This is a genomic window from Faecalibacterium sp. 9, from assembly GCF_048320955.1.
In the GTDB taxonomy this organism is placed as follows: domain Bacteria; phylum Bacillota; class Clostridia; order Oscillospirales; family Ruminococcaceae; genus Faecalibacterium; species Faecalibacterium wellingii.
Genome location: NZ_JBLWGB010000002.1, coordinates 670,533 through 684,980, shown reverse-complemented (window position 1 = coordinate 684,980; position 14,448 = coordinate 670,533). Strand labels below are relative to the sequence as shown.

The 14,448-nt window shown below is 60.7% G+C and carries 18 protein-coding genes and 1 tRNA gene; all 19 read right to left on the bottom strand.

All coding sequences use genetic code 11. The features are described from left to right. Positions 1 to 70: 70 nt before the first annotated feature. On the bottom strand, positions 71 to 556 hold the full coding sequence (locus tag ACKXF9_RS12210) for a hypothetical protein (RefSeq protein ID WP_418266374.1): 486 nt from the start codon (positions 554 to 556) through the stop codon (positions 71 to 73). 360 nt (positions 557 to 916) lie between these two features. Then, positions 917 to 2,176, bottom strand: a complete 1,260-nt coding sequence (locus ACKXF9_RS12205) for a hypothetical protein (RefSeq protein WP_418266373.1) — start codon at positions 2,174 to 2,176, stop codon at positions 917 to 919. Positions 2,177 to 2,189: 13 nt separating this feature from the next. Then, positions 2,190 to 3,575, bottom strand: coding sequence for a phage tail tape measure protein (locus ACKXF9_RS12200; RefSeq protein WP_418266372.1), 1,386 nt, complete (start codon positions 3,573 to 3,575; stop codon positions 2,190 to 2,192). A gap of 161 nt (positions 3,576 to 3,736) precedes the next feature. Then, positions 3,737 to 4,348, bottom strand: a complete 612-nt coding sequence (locus ACKXF9_RS12195) for a Gp15 family bacteriophage protein (protein WP_418265846.1) — start codon at positions 4,346 to 4,348, stop codon at positions 3,737 to 3,739. Beyond that, a complete protein-coding gene (locus ACKXF9_RS12190; protein WP_418266371.1) occupies positions 4,341 to 4,937 on the bottom strand; it encodes a DUF6673 family protein in 597 nt (198 codons plus the stop codon). The genes ACKXF9_RS12195 and ACKXF9_RS12190 overlap by 8 nt, the downstream gene beginning before the upstream one ends. A gap of 113 nt (positions 4,938 to 5,050) precedes the next feature. Continuing rightward, positions 5,051 to 5,587, bottom strand: a complete 537-nt coding sequence (locus ACKXF9_RS12185; RefSeq protein ID WP_418265849.1) for a phage tail tube protein — start codon at positions 5,585 to 5,587, stop codon at positions 5,051 to 5,053. A gap of 13 nt (positions 5,588 to 5,600) precedes the next feature. After that, on the bottom strand, positions 5,601 to 6,059 hold the full coding sequence (locus tag ACKXF9_RS12180) for a hypothetical protein (RefSeq protein WP_418265850.1): 459 nt from the start codon (positions 6,057 to 6,059) through the stop codon (positions 5,601 to 5,603). Next, positions 6,056 to 6,430: a minor capsid protein gene (locus ACKXF9_RS12175; RefSeq protein WP_418265851.1), complete on the bottom strand. Its 375-nt coding sequence runs from the start codon at positions 6,428 to 6,430 to the stop codon at positions 6,056 to 6,058. The genes ACKXF9_RS12180 and ACKXF9_RS12175 overlap by 4 nt, the downstream gene beginning before the upstream one ends. Before the next feature lie 4 nt (positions 6,431 to 6,434). Continuing rightward, positions 6,435 to 6,836: a hypothetical protein gene (locus ACKXF9_RS12170; RefSeq protein ID WP_418266370.1), complete on the bottom strand. Its 402-nt coding sequence runs from the start codon at positions 6,834 to 6,836 to the stop codon at positions 6,435 to 6,437. Next, positions 6,836 to 7,210 (bottom strand): hypothetical protein, encoded by a 375-nt coding sequence (locus ACKXF9_RS12165; RefSeq protein WP_418266369.1) that lies wholly within the window; start codon positions 7,208 to 7,210, stop codon positions 6,836 to 6,838. Before ACKXF9_RS12165 ends, ACKXF9_RS12170 begins: the two co-directional genes overlap by 1 nt. 9 nt (positions 7,211 to 7,219) lie before the next feature. Further along, positions 7,220 to 8,158, bottom strand: a complete 939-nt coding sequence (locus ACKXF9_RS12160) for a phage major capsid protein (protein WP_418265890.1) — start codon at positions 8,156 to 8,158, stop codon at positions 7,220 to 7,222. A gap of 5 nt (positions 8,159 to 8,163) precedes the next feature. Continuing rightward, entirely contained in the window at positions 8,164 to 8,703 is a 540-nt protein-coding gene (locus ACKXF9_RS12155) for a hypothetical protein (RefSeq protein WP_418266368.1), read from the bottom strand. Positions 8,704 to 8,812: 109 nt separating this feature from the next. Beyond that, positions 8,813 to 8,889: transfer RNA gene (locus ACKXF9_RS12150), tRNA-Lys, on the bottom strand. A gap of 39 nt (positions 8,890 to 8,928) precedes the next feature. Beyond that, entirely contained in the window at positions 8,929 to 9,207 is a 279-nt protein-coding gene (locus ACKXF9_RS12145) for a YjcQ family protein (protein ID WP_418266367.1), read from the bottom strand. An 8-nt stretch (positions 9,208 to 9,215) separates the two neighbouring features. Then, on the bottom strand, positions 9,216 to 9,416 hold the full coding sequence (locus tag ACKXF9_RS12140) for a hypothetical protein (protein ID WP_418265857.1): 201 nt from the start codon (positions 9,414 to 9,416) through the stop codon (positions 9,216 to 9,218). Next, complete coding sequence (locus ACKXF9_RS12135; RefSeq protein ID WP_418266366.1) at positions 9,403 to 11,175, bottom strand: phage minor capsid protein; 1,773 nt, start codon at positions 11,173 to 11,175, stop codon at positions 9,403 to 9,405. Before ACKXF9_RS12135 ends, ACKXF9_RS12140 begins: the two co-directional genes overlap by 14 nt. Then, complete coding sequence (locus tag ACKXF9_RS12130) at positions 11,175 to 12,674, bottom strand: hypothetical protein (RefSeq protein ID WP_418266365.1); 1,500 nt, start codon at positions 12,672 to 12,674, stop codon at positions 11,175 to 11,177. Before ACKXF9_RS12130 ends, ACKXF9_RS12135 begins: the two co-directional genes overlap by 1 nt. Further along, entirely contained in the window at positions 12,671 to 13,921 is a 1,251-nt protein-coding gene (locus tag ACKXF9_RS12125) for a phage terminase large subunit (RefSeq protein WP_418266364.1), read from the bottom strand. The genes ACKXF9_RS12130 and ACKXF9_RS12125 overlap by 4 nt, the downstream gene beginning before the upstream one ends. Beyond that, the gene (locus ACKXF9_RS12120) at positions 13,914 to 14,300 is read right to left on the bottom strand and encodes a hypothetical protein (protein ID WP_349137668.1); all 387 of its coding nucleotides are present in this window, start codon (positions 14,298 to 14,300) and stop codon (positions 13,914 to 13,916) included. The genes ACKXF9_RS12125 and ACKXF9_RS12120 overlap by 8 nt, the downstream gene beginning before the upstream one ends. Between the last annotated feature and the right edge of the window lie 148 nt (positions 14,301 to 14,448).

Below are 14,448 nucleotides of genomic sequence, written 5' to 3'. Positions count from 1 at the left end.
CCAGATGCAGGACGGCACCGGCGTCGGTGACTATTTCGAGGTGATCCTTAAAAAGCACGGTGTCCTCCTTTCATCGTTTGCGGGCCTTGGCCTTGTCGGCCTCCCAGCGGGCTTCCCGCTGCTGTGCGGCGGCGGTGTCGTGGCCATTGTAGAAGTTCTGGGTGATATTGGTGTCGCCCTCCCGGTGGTAGCTGCGGGCGGCGGACACCACCTGTGCGGTGCCGGAAGCGGCCACGGTGGAGCCGAGGCGCATGTTGTCGGAAAGCACCAGCGCTCCCGCCTGCCGGATCATATCGGCAAGGGCAGAGTTTGTCTTTTCCAGCGCCTTGGTGTTGGCGTTGATGGCATCTTCCAGACTGCCGGTGCCGGTGGTGATATCCACGCTGCCCATGCCGCCGGAGCCGGACGAACCGCCGCCAGAGGAACCGCCGCCGGACGAGCCTTTCTTGCTGAAAGAGCCGCCGAGGGCGGCGACGATGCCTGCGATCGCGGCCACCAGCGCGATGCCCGCTGCGATCATCAGCAGGCCCTTCGGGGTCCCGAACCCGGTCGGCAACAGCGCCGATGGTTTCCAGCATCCCGGTAAAGGCCGAGCTGATGGCCACGATCACGCTGCCCGCGCCCATGAGGATCTCGGGCATACAGGAGAGAAAGCCGCCGCTCAGGCCCTTGCTGATGGCGAGAGCCACCGCCTGCAGCGGGTCTTTCAGGCCGTTGAAAATGTTCAGCAGGGTGGAGCCGAGGCCCTGCGCCTGCTGCCAGACCTCAGAGAAGCCGCCGGTCAGGCCGTTCACGATCTGCCCGCCAAGGTCGATGGCTCCCTGCACCAGCTTGTCCCGGGCACCGCCCAGCGCCTTATTGAGCTTATTCACGATGCCGAGGGCGAAGGACTGCACCTGCTGCTTCTGGTCGGCGGTCAGGCCGCTGTAGATGGTGCTTGCGACCCACTTGCCGACGGAGAGCCAGTCCTGATTCTTGACAGCAGTGTACAGGTCATCGAAGGTACCCAGCACGCCGGTGTTGGCGCTCGGTCCTGGAGCTCCTTCCACAGGCCGTCGAAGGTGTCTGCGCTGGATTTTTTGATCTGCTCGGCTACCTTCTCGGTGCCGTCGGCGGCGATGGTCTTGACCCGCTCGATGGTCACGAGGGCACCGTCCACCACGTCGTCGTAGGTCTTGGTGATGACCTGCTTCTGGGTCTCGGTGCCGTCGGTCAGGGTCTCGGTGACGGTCTGGGTGGTGGTCTTGACCCCGTCTGCCAGTGTCTCGAAGGTGGAAGTGACAGTTTTGGCGGTCTCCCGCACCGTCTCCATGGTCTGCTTGACGGTCTTGGTGCCGTTTGCCGCCACTTCCGTGATGGTCTTGACATCTTTCAGCACGCCGTCCACCATCTGCCGGGAAGTCTCGGTGATGACCTGCTTTTGCTGTGTCTTGCCGTTGGAGAGCGTTTCGGTGATGTTTTCGGTGGTGCGGGTGATCTTGCCGTCGATTTCGGTCGTGGTGTCCGAGATGGACTTGACCACTTCGGCGGTGGATTTTTTGGCGCTTTTCGATGCTTTTTTGCCGGACTTGTCGATGGCAGCAGCGGCGTTGTTTGCCGACTGAGTAATCGATGCTGCCGTCTCCTTACCGGCCTTTTTGGCTTCTTCCTGACGTTCGGTCCAGCTCTTATTGCTGATGCCTTTCCCGGCCAGCGCGTCGGCGTGCCGCTGGTCGCGGTTCATTGCCCCGGCGCTCGTCGAGCCGGAAGAGGTAGAGCCAGAGGTGCTCTGGGTGATGCCGTTGACGGCGGCATTGCTGGCCGTGCCCACCAGATTTGCAATCAGGCCGCTGACCCACGAGGTCAGCCGGTTCCACATCGACGCGATGCCGTTGATGATGCCCTGAACGATGTTCTCTCCGATATGGCCCCACTCGTCCATGCTGCCGTCCCAGACGCCCACCAGCTTTGCCACGCAGGCGAGGGCGGCTTCGGCCAGATTTTCAATGCTGTAGAGGATACCGTCCACAAGGGTGGTCAGCATAGCCGCGCCGCACTCGAGGATCTTCGGCAGGTTGGAAATCAGCGCGGCGGCAAACTTGGCAATCGCCGCGCCTGCGGACTCGATCAGTGCAGGGAGATTGTCGGTGATACCAATGATGAGGCTCTCGATGATCTGCAGGCCGGCGGTCATCATCTCGTCTGTGTGGTCACCGAGGTAGCCGATAAATCCGGCGATCGATCTCGGCGGCGCTGGCGATCAGGTCCGGGATGTTGTCAACAAGGCCCTGTGCCAGCGCGCCCAGCACTTCAGCAGCCGTGTCCAGCATGGCCGGTGTAGCTTCCACGATGTCCTCAGCCAGCTGGGTGATGATCTCCACGCCGGTGTTCATCAGGCCGGGCAGCTGCTCGGTAATGCCTGCCGCCAGATCGGAGAGAATCTGGCCTGCAGCCTGAAGCATGGCTTCGGGTCCGCCATCAGACAGGGCGGTGGTCAGCTGGGTGAGGCAGTCTGTGCCCCACTGAGTGGCATCGCTCAGAGAGGATTCCAGCGAGTCATACAGGGTGATGCCGAAGTTCTGGGCAGCCGTCTGCATGGTCTCCACCTTGTGCTGAAAGGTGTCGGTCATGGTCTCGTAGGCGGTCTCGGTAGCGCCTGCGCTGTTCTGCATCTGGCTGAGCACATCGTTGAAATGTTCAGCGCCGCCGGATGCCAGCGACAATGCACCGGTGCCTGCTTCCACACTCGACCACAGACCTGCAAAGGCAGTGCTGCTGCCGCCGACGCTCTGATACAAAATCTGCAGAACATCGCCTAGGCTCTTGCCCTCAGCATTCAGCTGAGCAAAGCTCTTGCCGGTCTGTTTCTGCAAAATTTTGCCGACAGTAGAACCGGCATCGCCAAGTTCGTTGAGCATGGACTTGGTGTAGGTGGTGGCTTCTGCCGTGGCAATACCATTTGCGGTCATGACGGCCAGACCACTGGACAGATTTTCGACGGTCACGCCATACGCTGCAGCCAGAGGAATGACCTTGCCCATGCTGGACGAAAGCTCATCCACGCTGGTTTTGCCCAGATTCTGGGTGGTCAGCAGCACATCCGATACATGGATGGCCTGATCTGCACTCAGTCCATAGGCATTCAGCGCGGTGGTCAGGATATCGACTGCCGAACTGCTGGAAGTGAAGCCAGCAGCAGCCAGCTTGGAAGCCTGTCCGGCAAAAGCTACGGCGTTTGCCGTATCCTGTCCGGCACTGATGGCCTGATAGGCTGCTTCGGCAATGTCTGCAGCGGCAACGCCCATGCTGCCGGATGTATCAAGGATCTGCTTGTTCAGATCGCCCACGGAGACCTTGCTCGTGTCGGCGATGGTGCCGACCTTGGCAAGGGCTGTCTCGAACGATGAACCAATATCGACCGAGGAAGTCACCAGCTCGGCCATTTTGCTGCTGGCCGATTTTACAAAGTCAGCGATCAGATTACCAGCAGCCACCGTCATGCTGGAAATGCCATTGGTAAAACCGCTGGTATCCAGTTTGGTGTTGCCGGTAACGTCAAAATCAAATGCCACTGTGTCCACCTCTCTCCATTCCAAAAGAGCGCGGGCACAAGGGCACAGGCTGTTATAACTTGATCTCTACCTCCCGCTTACAGGCGGGATTTTTGCATTTTACCCACAGGCCATGGGCGGATGCGGCATTTTCTGCCCACACCGGCAGCGCCCGCCCGCAGTATGGGCAGGGCACCGGGGCGCGGCTAGTGCCGGAACCGCGCAAGGAACGCAGCATCATGCTCTTCGACGGACACGACACGGGCGGCACCCCCTCTCAGCTCAGCAGGCAGGGCAAAGCGCTCCTGCAAGTCGGCATAGTGGGCACGCATACTGCCCTCGTACTCGGACAGGTCCATGGTGCGCCAGCTCATGATCTTGGCCATGAGGGTCTCCTCCGGCAGGGCCGCGAACAGCGCCCGGAACCGGAACCAGTGCACCCGCTCCCGGGTCAGGTCGATGCCGTAGGCCTGCTGGAACGCCGCCACGATGTAACCGGCATCACACTGGTAGTCGAAGGCAAGACCGGAAGAGGGCGCGGTACTGCTTTCAGCTGCGGCGCTTTCGGCTGCTTTTTCGCCCGCCTTATAAAACTCGATCATGTACCCGTAGGCGTCGATGATCTTCTGAGGGTCGTTCAGAAAACAGTGTGGGTCTTTGTAAAAACGCCAGAGGGCGCTGACCGCAAAACCGAGGGGGTCATCTCCTGTCTGGCCGCGCACATAGGCGTTCACCAGCCAGACCATGGGCCGGAAATCCGGGATGATCTCGTGTCCGTGCCACCGGGTGGGCAACTCGTCCAGCAGCAGGTCAGACATGGCGCTCGGATGCCAGCTGCAGAGCGTACTCTGCCAGCTGCTGCATGGCATCGGGGTCGTCCCGCAGGGCATTCACAGCCTGCCGGGCATCGATCAGCTGGTCGGTCTTGCGGCGGGTCTCGGCTTCCGTGTCCGGCCAGAAAGTGTTGGTCTGGGTGATAGGCTGCTGCGCCGGGCGGCTTGCCACCTGCGGGTGGAAACCCTCGCTGCGGGACACGGGTTTCTGCTTGCGCTGCTGCTGCTTTGCCGCTGCGCGCCGCTGCTCGCGGTTCATGGGCATTGCAGCCGCCTGCTTTACGGTGGCCTGTTCTGCGGCGATGGCTTCCTTGATGGCGTTCGTCACACGGACACAGGCACCAAAGTTGTTTCCGTCAAGACCCAGACGTTCAGATGCACCCTCGCCCAGCAGCTCGTCGAAGTAGCCCATCATAAGGCGGCACTGGCCGCGCAGGATGTCGGCGGTGCCCGTATGCGAGCGCTTGCTCTCGCGGTCAGAAGCCGCCTGCATGTGCTGCTGTGCCGCGTCCATACGGTCGAGGTCGTTGGCGTTCAGCGCCGAAAATTCAAATTCCTGTCCACAAATAACCATGTTCTGGCTCCTTTCTTGGGCCGTGCCCCGGTTCTGCCCCGGAGGAATAAGCTTTGTTCACGGCATAAAAAATCCCCGTTCCGGTGTGGAGCGGGGACTGTGTTTGAAAAAAATCAGCCCTTGACGGCCTTGGCAGGCTCAGCGGACTGGGTGGCGGGGTTGTAGTCAAACTCCTCCGGCGTGCCGATGACCTTCACGTCGCAGGCAAAGGTGGCCTTGGAACCGGCTGCACCGCCCACGTCGCTGGTGACGATGATGGAAGCGCTGCCCTTCTCGCCCTTGCCGGTGCGAAGGCTGAAATAGATGTACGGCCTGATGATATCGCTGCCGGTACCGTACACGATCTTGTGGCTCAGCACAAAATTCTGAAAAGCATCGCCCGTGTAGCGGACGCCGTTGACGGCAAGGGTGCGCTGGGTGCCGGTCTTTTCGGTAACGTTGCCGGTGCGGATGTACTGGGAATCCTCGGTGGTGGCGTTCAGGGAGCCGGAATGCTCCTTCACGTGGTCGGCGCAGACGATCCACTGGCTTTCCTTGGTCTGGGTGCTCTCGATCTGGAAGGCGAGGATGAAGTCGTCCGCCGTCTCAATGCCGGTATACGACGCGCTGGGCGTGATGCCGGACTTGGTAATGGCTTCAGATACAGTCATATCAAAACTCCTTTCATTTTGGCATGTAGTAGGTCAGGCGCATTTGCAGCTGCATCTTACAGCTGCCCGCGCTGTTTGTGACGATGTAGCCGCTGTTTGTCACGGCAATGCCGGTAGGGGTCTTGCCCCCGCCGCAGGCCGAGAGGTCAGGCAGGTCGTGCCGGGCGTCCTGCCGCATGACCCACTCGGTGAGCTGCTCAAAAAAGCCGCTGTTCTGGATGCTGACGGCGTCCACCTCGCTGTACTCCCGGCGGCTGAGGAAGAGGTAATTCTTCGACATTTCCCAGCCGGAGATGTACTCGGTGAGGATGGGATCACCGGGGCTGTCCTCGATGGAAAATGCGGTGGATTCTTCTTCCAGTCCGGCAATGCGGAAGGCTGCACCGGTGGCTTCCTGTTCTTCGGCGATCAGCGGGCAGGTCTTGAGCCATGCCCGCAGGGCGGCAATGGTGGGCTTTACGGTTTCGCTCATTTGTTCCCTCCCAGAAACTGCTTTGCGGCATCATGGGCGAACTTTTCCAGCTCGTCCTTGTGGTCGGCAATGGCCCGCTGGCCCCAATAGGAGCCGCGCAGGCCGTTCTCACCATGCAGACCCTTGCCCTGTTCATGCAGATAATACTGCCTGCGGGCATAGGGCGTATTGTACACCAGCAGACCTTCCTTGAAGTCGGATGCCTGATTCACGCTGTTCTTCAGCGTGCCGGTGTCAAAGGGCACATAGGGGTCTACCGTTGCCGCCACTTTCTGTGAAAAGGCAAACTGCAGCTTTGCGAACCGTGCATCCATGTCGGCCTGAAAGCCGGGCCGGAACGTGATCTTGAAATCAAAAACCGGTGCGCTCATGCGATCAGCTCCCTTCCACATGCCAGTGGGGCAGCAGCGGCTCCCGGTCGTCCGAGACAGCCGCCGCTGTGCAGCACAGGTGCGTTTTTTCAAGCCGGGCATACTCTTCGGCGGTCAAGGCAGGCACCGCGCCCTGCACCAGCTTCCAGCCGCGTTTCAGGGTCCAGTGCTTGGTCTTTTCCGCCGCAGACAGCGCCGCCCACTGGGCATAGGGCAGGTAGCCCGCCGTACACACGCTGGCCGGGATGCGGATGTGGGTGGTGCGCTCCGGGTCTTTGGCGGTGCCGGAGCCGGAGGTGGAGCGGCATTCCCGCCAGCAGCACCCGGGGAACACCCAGCACACCGGCCTGTCTGTCTCGGTGGTCACATCGTGGATGAGGTTCACCACAGTAACGGCTGTCTGCATCACAAAATCCCCCTGTACAGCAGGTCGTGCGGGTCATTGCCCAGCGCGGTGCGGAGGATCTCATAGGCTTCCTGCCGGGCGGCGGCGGTCACACTGGCATTGCTGCCAAAGGTGACGCTGTAGCCGTCGTTGGAGACGCTGGCAGCACCCGGCACAGCACCCGCCGCAGATGCAGCGGCCAGCAGGCCGACGATCTGCCCGCAGGCGTCCGCCAATGCTTCCCGGCAGGCCTCGCACCCGGCGGCGTGGCTCTCGGCCCGGCCAAAGGTGGCGGAATCGATCATGCGGGAAGCCCGGCTGCACAGCACACCGAACGCCGTTTCTGGCACCATGCCGCCCGCCGCCGTGTACTGGTCATAGGTGCAGTAGAGCATGGGGCCTCCTTATGCTGCGACGGCAGCTGCGGTCAGGAACGCAAAGGGGACTTTGGAGCGGTCGGCGTTCATACGGGTGGCAGGGTTCGGCAGTGCCCAGCCCATGCGCATGACCACACGCAGGGCCACCATATCCTGCTGGGCGAGGTTGTAAACGATCTCCTTGGTGGAAGGATCCTGAATAACGCCCTGATCCAGCAGCTTCACGGTGACGTCCTGACGGATGGAGTACACCAGCTTCTTGAAGTTGCCTGCGATCAGCTGTGCCTTGGAAGCATCAAAGCCGCCGTTATCCGGGAAGTACATCGGTGCGCCGTCCAGCGCGTAGGTGGTGGCACCCTGCATATCGGAACGGAACAGGGGACGGCCAGTGGTATCCACAAGGCCGCGCAGCTCTGCCTTGGCGGTCAGGTCGCCCACCACGGCGTCCACGCCGAAGCCGCCAGCCTCCACCTTGGAGAACAGACCGTCCTTGCCCAGCAGCTTTGCGTAGTCGATGGGGCCGGTGACTTTGTTCTTGGCCGCAAGGGTCAGAACATCGGTCGTCCACTCGGTGGGACGCTCGCCGCCGAACAGGATGGCGTTGTCGATCTTTGCGCCCATGGCTTCCCGGACGCGGGGCTGTACCTCGCCCATGATGTCAAAGCTGGAATCTGCCAGCACAGCCTCGGGCACAGGAACGATGACGGCCAGCTCTGCAGCGGTCATATACACGTTGTCCCATTCCTGCTTGCTGGTCTTTTTCATGCCGGTGTCACCGTTGACCCAGTAAGCCAGCGGCAGCATGGACAGCACGGGGATCTTGGTCTGGTTAGAGGTCATATTGGCAAGGCGGGTGCCCAGCTGCATGACGGTGGAGCTTTTGGGCACGTCCTGCTGGATGGTGTTCACCAGCTGCTCCCGGATCAGGGCCTCAGCCTTATTGCGAGCGATTGCATCAGTAGCCATAAGAATCAACCTTTCTGGCCGAACGCTGCGCGGAATGCAGCATTTGCGGCCTCATGTGTGTTTGCGGGCTGGCCGGGTGCGCCGGTCGCCGATGCGGAAAAACGTGCCATGCCGCCGTCCGGCAGAATGGCGCTGGGATCACTCTCTTTGAAAGCCTTGACATAATCATCAAAGCCCAGAATCTCGCCGTCCTTCATAGCAAAATTCTGGGCCTTTGCCTCGGCAAGGAACGCCTTGCGGGCGCTCTCGCTGGAAAATTTCAGGCCGGATGCCTTGCGTTCCAGAGCGTAGCCCTTTTCGAGGGCAGCGACCTGAGTCGCAGCATCGGTCTTGGCCTGCTCGGCCTTGGCCTTCCACTCGGGGTCGTAGCCTTCCAGTTTGCTGTTTGCAGTGGACAGCTGTTCGGTCAGGGTGGTTTTCTCGGCCTTGAGGGTGGTGATCTCGTTCACCTTGGCCGTGATATCCGCGCCGTGCAGGTTCATGATGCTGTCCAGCTGGTCCGAGGTGATACCCGGAATGATCTTGCTCACATCTTCGCGTTTCACTTGCGATGTGCTCCTTTCTTTTGTCTGTTGGGTGGATAAGTCCCTGCTGTTTTGTATCGCGGTTCTCATTCCGCACGGGACAAGACGGGGTACGCGCCGCCTTCCGCTGTGGTGCCGCTTGCGGGAGTTGAACCCGCCACACCCGGATTAAAAGTCCGGTGCTCTGCCAACATGAGCTAAAACGGCATAAAAAAGCGGCTGACGCTGTGCGCCAACCGCTGAGTATTAAATTTTACGGCCTTGTTTCCACGCTGGGCAGGATATCAGTGTGGAAATAGAGCTTGTAGTGGTACGGATCGGTATGGGTGCCGGCTGGCGGATGTACTGAACGATGTCCAGACCTTCAATGTATCCTGCACGCTGAAGCTGGATCAGCAAGGCCTGAAAACGGTTCGGATTCGTACCGAAGCGTTCGGCGTTGAATCCTTCGCTGTCGAAGTCCTCAAAATCCATGCTCTGCTGCAAGAATTTCAGGATGCGGTAGATGATGCGAAAATCTTCCATGATGCACCTCACTTCTTTTTGTTTAAGTCCATATACAGATACGCTTCCGGGTCGCCATACGCTTCCTGAGACCGCTGTCTGTCTTGCTTGGCTGACAGGCGGGTCATGTGCAGCCAGACATCCCCATCTGTTCGCAATGCCGGATTCTTTTGCATTTCGTTCCAGATTGCAGAGGGCTCATCAAGCTGTAGCACTTCACTTTTGGTCATCGTTCAATCCCTCAATAAAATGATAGAGCTGCGGGTCCTTCTCTTTCAGGGCAAAGGGCTCCTGATAAAAAGCGCGATACCCTTCGCTGAAATATTCCTTCAGCATATCTTCATTGATCTGCATCGTTCCGGCTTTAAAAATTCCATCCGTGGGAGATTCATATAGCCGTCCCTGATACTCAGATATGAATTTGCTGTTCTGAAGGAGATAAACCGCTTGTGTATAGGTACTATCATCATACACGATTTGAGAAAGATCTTCAACATCAATCCCGGATTTTCGGATGCTGATGTATTTGGAGTTATGCCGCAGGTCAAGGGAGATCTCCAATGCGTGGCCATACTCGTGAATGACATCACCGCTTTTGCGCTCAGGGTGAAGATAAAGCGTTTTGTCCGGATAATAATAGCCGCTTCCATTGGCGTCTTTCTCTGTCATTACGACCTTGTTGATGATGCTTTCAGCCTTATCACGCTGCCACTGAGGAAGAATAGACAACTCGCTCTCAATGCTTTCACGCTCGGTTTTAGAAACGTTGTTGGAGTAATTGAGCTTTTGCAGGAGCGTTCCAGAATTTCCCAGAGATTTCCCTCTTGCTGCCCAGCTCGCCCTGCCGGCTTCGCTCCTGCCGAACTTGGGCACACTGACACGGGCGCTGTCCACACGGCCGCCCGTGGCCTGTGCAAACTCTGCAAGGCTCTGGCGGGCGGCTCTCAGGCGCACAGCGGCGTCGGTGGGGTCCAGCCCGGCGGCGTCCTCGGCCAGATACCGCTTTTTCCAGCGGCGGACGTTCCGCTCCCGGGCGCGCTGCATCTGTGATATCTCGTAGGCGGTGTACTTTTTGCCGTTCCACTCGATGTCCCGGGCGTTCAGCTCCCGCAGCTGCTCCTGCGTCCATTGGGGCGGGTCGCCCAGCTCCGGGAACACCGCGAAAAAGGTGTGGCGGCAGTTCCAGCCGCACAGGCCTGCGCCGGTGCCGTAGCCGGTGGCGGCTTCAAAATCCGGGTAGTGCCTGCCCTTGTAGTCCACCGCGCCGCCCCGGTGGAAGCGCCTGCCCTGCCATTCTGCATGAGAAGGACGGGCACCGCCGTGGGCGGTGGTCTCCACAAATTCGCAGCCCATCTCGTCCATGCGGGCCACCTGCAGCTTGCCAGTCGTCTGGTTCACACCGGTGAGCACGGCACGGCGTGCGGCCACCTCGATGCTGTCCTTGTGGCCGCTGGGATAGGTGACCATGGGCATGTCGTCTGCAAGGCTGTCCACGGCCTGTTTGACGGCGGCTTTGTAGTCGAAGGCACCGGTGCTCACTTTGAGCCATGCAGCGTCCAGTGTGCGCTCAAAGGCCCCTGTGACGGTGTTTGCCGTGGTGGCGGTCAGATTCTGCCATGTGCCGCAGGTCTGCCGCGCACCGGCATCCAGCAGGTTGTTGAGGGCGGTGCTTTCTTCAAAGGGCTGCGGCTCTTTGTCGTAGTGGTAGTAGATGGCGTCCTCCCGCTCCATGGCTTCGGTGGCGGCCTGCAAAAGCAGCCTGCGGATGGCGGCCTCGCTCTTGCCGGTGTACTTCGCCAGCAGCTTCACCACGTCGTTGCGCAGCGCCTCGGTCTGCTGGTAGCGCCACAGCTGCCAGTTTGCGGTGGGGGTCACGGCGTCCATCTTGCCGATGCGCCGGGCAACGTCCTGTAAGATCTCGTCCTCCACCTGCTGCCAGAGCTGCACAAAGGCGTCCGGCATCCGGTCAAGATAGCTCGGCGGCAGCATCAGGCACCCCCGAAGGTGATCTGCTCTTCGGTCTGGCTGTCAGCCTTGGCCTCTGCCGTCCACTGGTGGGCTTCCTCCTCGCTCAGGCTGTACCGGGCGGAGAGGTACCGGCAGCGGGGCACGAGGCCTGCCAGAGCGTCCTCCCGCAGCTGGCTGGTGCGCTCGGCCTCGCTGACGATGTAACTGTCGTCCCAGTTGACGGAAATGCTGGTCTCTGGGTCTACCGGTGCGCCCAGCAGGTTCTTTGCCGCCCACAGGATGGCCCGCAGGATGCCGATCAGCGCCGTTTCGATGGGGATCTGGTTCTTGTTGGCGTTCTGCACCAGATCCTGCCGACTGCCGGTGTACTCGGTGGCGGTGGTCACGGTGCCCTGATCGAACTTATAGCGGTGGCAGCCCAGTTTGCACTTGAAGCTCATCATGTCCAGCGCGTCCTGCACCGCCTGATGGTTGGAGGCCGTGCGCAGGTCGGGGTTATACTCCCGCCATGCAGCGGGCTGGTCGATGCCGCCTTCCGGCGTGGGCAGCTCGTAGAAGATCTGCCGGTGGACGGCATCCGGCGGCACGGCGTGCTCGGTGCCTTCCTTGTCCACCCACTTGCGGCACAGAGAGCGGTCATAGAAGATCTTCTTGCCGCCGAGGCGGATGTCCTGCCGGTAGTTGTCGAAGGCGTAGTCCACCATCTGTGCCGCGTCCAGCGCCTCGGAGAAGATGCTCATGCCCAGCCCCATGCCGCCGTCGATGTTCTTGGCAGCCGCCGGGCTGAACAGGCTGAACCATGCCGGTGAGCCGCTGACCGTGATGCTCTTTACCGTGCCCGGCGGGGTCTTATCCTCGGTGATCTTCGCGAATTTCGGCGTGCCGGAGATATCGTCCGTCACCTCAAACCATTCGTTGGTGATGGTGCGGCTGCCGTCCTTGACCGTGTGGGTCTGCAGGTAGACGGCAGGCTTGCCGCCCATCATGCACTCGGACACAAAGGCCGCTTCGGTCACAACGCCGCGCTCCACGCTGATGGGCAGGATGCAGCAGGCGGGGTCGTAGTCTAGTACGATGCGGGCATCCGGGTCTGCTTCCAGCTGGCCGTCTGTGCCCTTGATGCCCTCCACGCTCAGCACGAAAGCGCCGGTGCCGGACCAGTAGGCTTTCTCCACCAGCTTGTTGGCGTTCTCCCAGAAATGCAGCTGCCGCAAAAGGCCCCCGGTCTGCTGTTCATCGCTGCCCAGCAGGTAGGCGGCGGTGGCGGCATCGCCGATTTGGAAGGTGGTCTTGTCGTTGAGCAGCAGATTTGCCCAGTCCTCGCACACGCGCTTGGGCATCCGCAGGGACGCCCGGCGGCGCTTGTGTTCGCCGTCCTCCCGCGTGATCTTAATATTATGCACGCTGGGTACATAGCCCTGCCACCACTGCCGCCATTTTTCAATTTTGGCATAATAGGAGGCGTCGATCTGCAGGCCCTTGGTTTTGTTCAGGTATTCAATAAAAGCGGCAACGTTCATCTTGCAGTCAGTCTCCTGTAATCGCGTTCAATGGTGTACTCGAAGGCATCGAGGGTGTCAATGTCGGTGGTGCCGTCATCCAGACGTTCGTCCACGCCGGGGTGCTTCTGGCTCCACAGGGCGGTGGCCAGCGCGTCCCGCAGGGTGGCAGCTTCCGGCAGATACCAAAAGCGCCCGCCGCCCATCAGGATGGACGTCAGACGGATGCGGTCGATGATCTGGATCTTGGCACTGTTCTGCACCCGGTCAGCCAGCCAGGAAAGCGGGCAGGCCCGCAGCCGGGTGCGGATGTGGTTGATCAGCGTCTGTTCGGCGCTGTCGCAGAAAAGATAGTGGATCTCGCCGTACCGCGCGAACACGGCGGTGCAGAAATCGATGAGCTGCGCGGCGAGGTAGTCAGCGTCCTGATCCTTCGGGTCGATGCGGGCGGATGCCAGCCCCACGACCCCCGCGTAGTAGGGCAGGATGCCGGTGGCCACGAATGCGTGCCGGGAGCCGTTGCCGCCGAAGTCCACCCCGATGTGGATGCGCCACGGGCGGCAGGGCTTGTCCGCAGGCCAGAGGAAACGCCCATCCCCGGCGGCAATACTGTCCGCAAAGGGCCGGTAGATGATACCGCCCGCTGCGGCCCACTGGCCGAGGATAAAGCGGTTATAGTAGACCGTGCCTGCGTATTCCTTTTTTAGCTGCGCCACGAACTCCGGCGGCAGAGTGGGGTTGTCGTCGATGGTGTAGGCCTGACAGTAGATGTCCGCGTCGCTGTCCAGAAACTGCTTGAACCAGTGCTGTGGGTTATCCGGGTTACAGGTGCCGTCAAAATGGCTGTGCGGACAGGACAGACGGCTCTTGAGCATCTGGAATACGCCCTCGTCCCATGTGGTGATCTCGTCCCCATAGGCGTACTCAAAGGCCGCGCCCTGAATGCGGGCAATGTGCTTTTTGTTGTCGGCACCCAGCACGTACACCTTGCGGCCGAACAGCTGCACGATGTTGCCGGACGCCGAGGTGCGCACCACGCCCACAAGCTCCGGACCCCAGAGAGCCCGCATGGGCTCCAGCACGTTGCGCTCCAGCGTGCCGAGGGTGTTGCCCAGCATGACGCAAAGGCCCTCGTCCCGGGCCGCGCAGATGCGCTTGGGGATGGTAACAGCGCAGTCCAGATAGGTCTTGCCGGAGCGGGTGGCCCCGGTCTTGACGTTCCAGCGGTGGGAGCAATTGCGAAGGAACTCCTGCTGAAACTCAGTCAATGGCACTGTCTACACCTCCCAGCAGCTTGCGGGCAGCTTCCAGTGCATCGGCGGCGGGGTCCTCCTGCACGGTCTCCTCGCCCAGCATCTTCAGCAGTACGCCTGCCGCCCGGGCATCACCGCGCTTGGCGGCTTCAGTAATGCCCATGACCACCGACATCTGATTGTCGATGTCCTCATTGTCCACCTCATCCCGCAGCAGGGCATTCACCCGGCGGCGGTCGGTCTCCGGCAGGCTGAGATAGTAGTCGGCCGCTTCTTTCATGCTGCGCTTGCGGCGGCGGGCCGCACCGGAAGCAATGCCGCCCTTCTGGGCGATCTGTCTCTGTTCGCTCTCCGTTCGTTCGTTGAACGGGATGAGATTTTCTTCGTTGGCCACGTCACCACCTCTCTTGCCGTAAAATCAAAAAGCCGCCCGGAAGATCCGAACGGCGGGAAATTCAAAAAACGCCCGACTGATGCATTCAGGCTGTTGGTCGGGAAAGGTGATCCTCTGTGTCAGCCGGGCAGCACAAAGCCCGCAGGAT

Bases quoted from the DNA above. Each gene is read 5' to 3' on its own strand.
- ACKXF9_RS12205 (WP_418266373.1), bottom strand. From the start codon at position 2,176: ATGATGACCGCCGGCCTGCAGATCATCGAGAGCCTCATCATTGGTATC.
- ACKXF9_RS12195 (WP_418265846.1), bottom strand. From the start codon at position 4,348: ATGTCTGACCTGCTGCTGGACGAGTTGCCCACCCGGTGGCACGGACAC.
- ACKXF9_RS12190 (WP_418266371.1), bottom strand. From the start codon at position 4,937: ATGGTTATTTGTGGACAGGAATTTGAATTTTCGGCGCTGAACGCCAAC.
- ACKXF9_RS12185 (WP_418265849.1), bottom strand. From the start codon at position 5,587: ATGACTGTATCTGAAGCCATTACCAAGTCCGGCATCACGCCCAGCGCG.
- ACKXF9_RS12180 (WP_418265850.1), bottom strand. From the start codon at position 6,059: ATGAGCGAAACCGTAAAGCCCACCATTGCCGCCCTGCGGGCATGGCTC.
- ACKXF9_RS12175 (WP_418265851.1), bottom strand. From the start codon at position 6,430: ATGAGCGCACCGGTTTTTGATTTCAAGATCACGTTCCGGCCCGGCTTT.
- ACKXF9_RS12170 (WP_418266370.1), bottom strand. From the start codon at position 6,836: ATGCAGACAGCCGTTACTGTGGTGAACCTCATCCACGATGTGACCACC.
- ACKXF9_RS12165 (WP_418266369.1), bottom strand. From the start codon at position 7,210: ATGCTCTACTGCACCTATGACCAGTACACGGCGGCGGGCGGCATGGTG.
- ACKXF9_RS12160 (WP_418265890.1), bottom strand. From the start codon at position 8,158: ATGGCTACTGATGCAATCGCTCGCAATAAGGCTGAGGCCCTGATCCGG.
- ACKXF9_RS12145 (WP_418266367.1), bottom strand. From the start codon at position 9,207: ATGGAAGATTTTCGCATCATCTACCGCATCCTGAAATTCTTGCAGCAG.
- ACKXF9_RS12140 (WP_418265857.1), bottom strand. From the start codon at position 9,416: ATGACCAAAAGTGAAGTGCTACAGCTTGATGAGCCCTCTGCAATCTGG.
- ACKXF9_RS12135 (WP_418266366.1), bottom strand. From the start codon at position 11,175: ATGCTGCCGCCGAGCTATCTTGACCGGATGCCGGACGCCTTTGTGCAG.
- ACKXF9_RS12130 (WP_418266365.1), bottom strand. From the start codon at position 12,674: ATGAACGTTGCCGCTTTTATTGAATACCTGAACAAAACCAAGGGCCTG.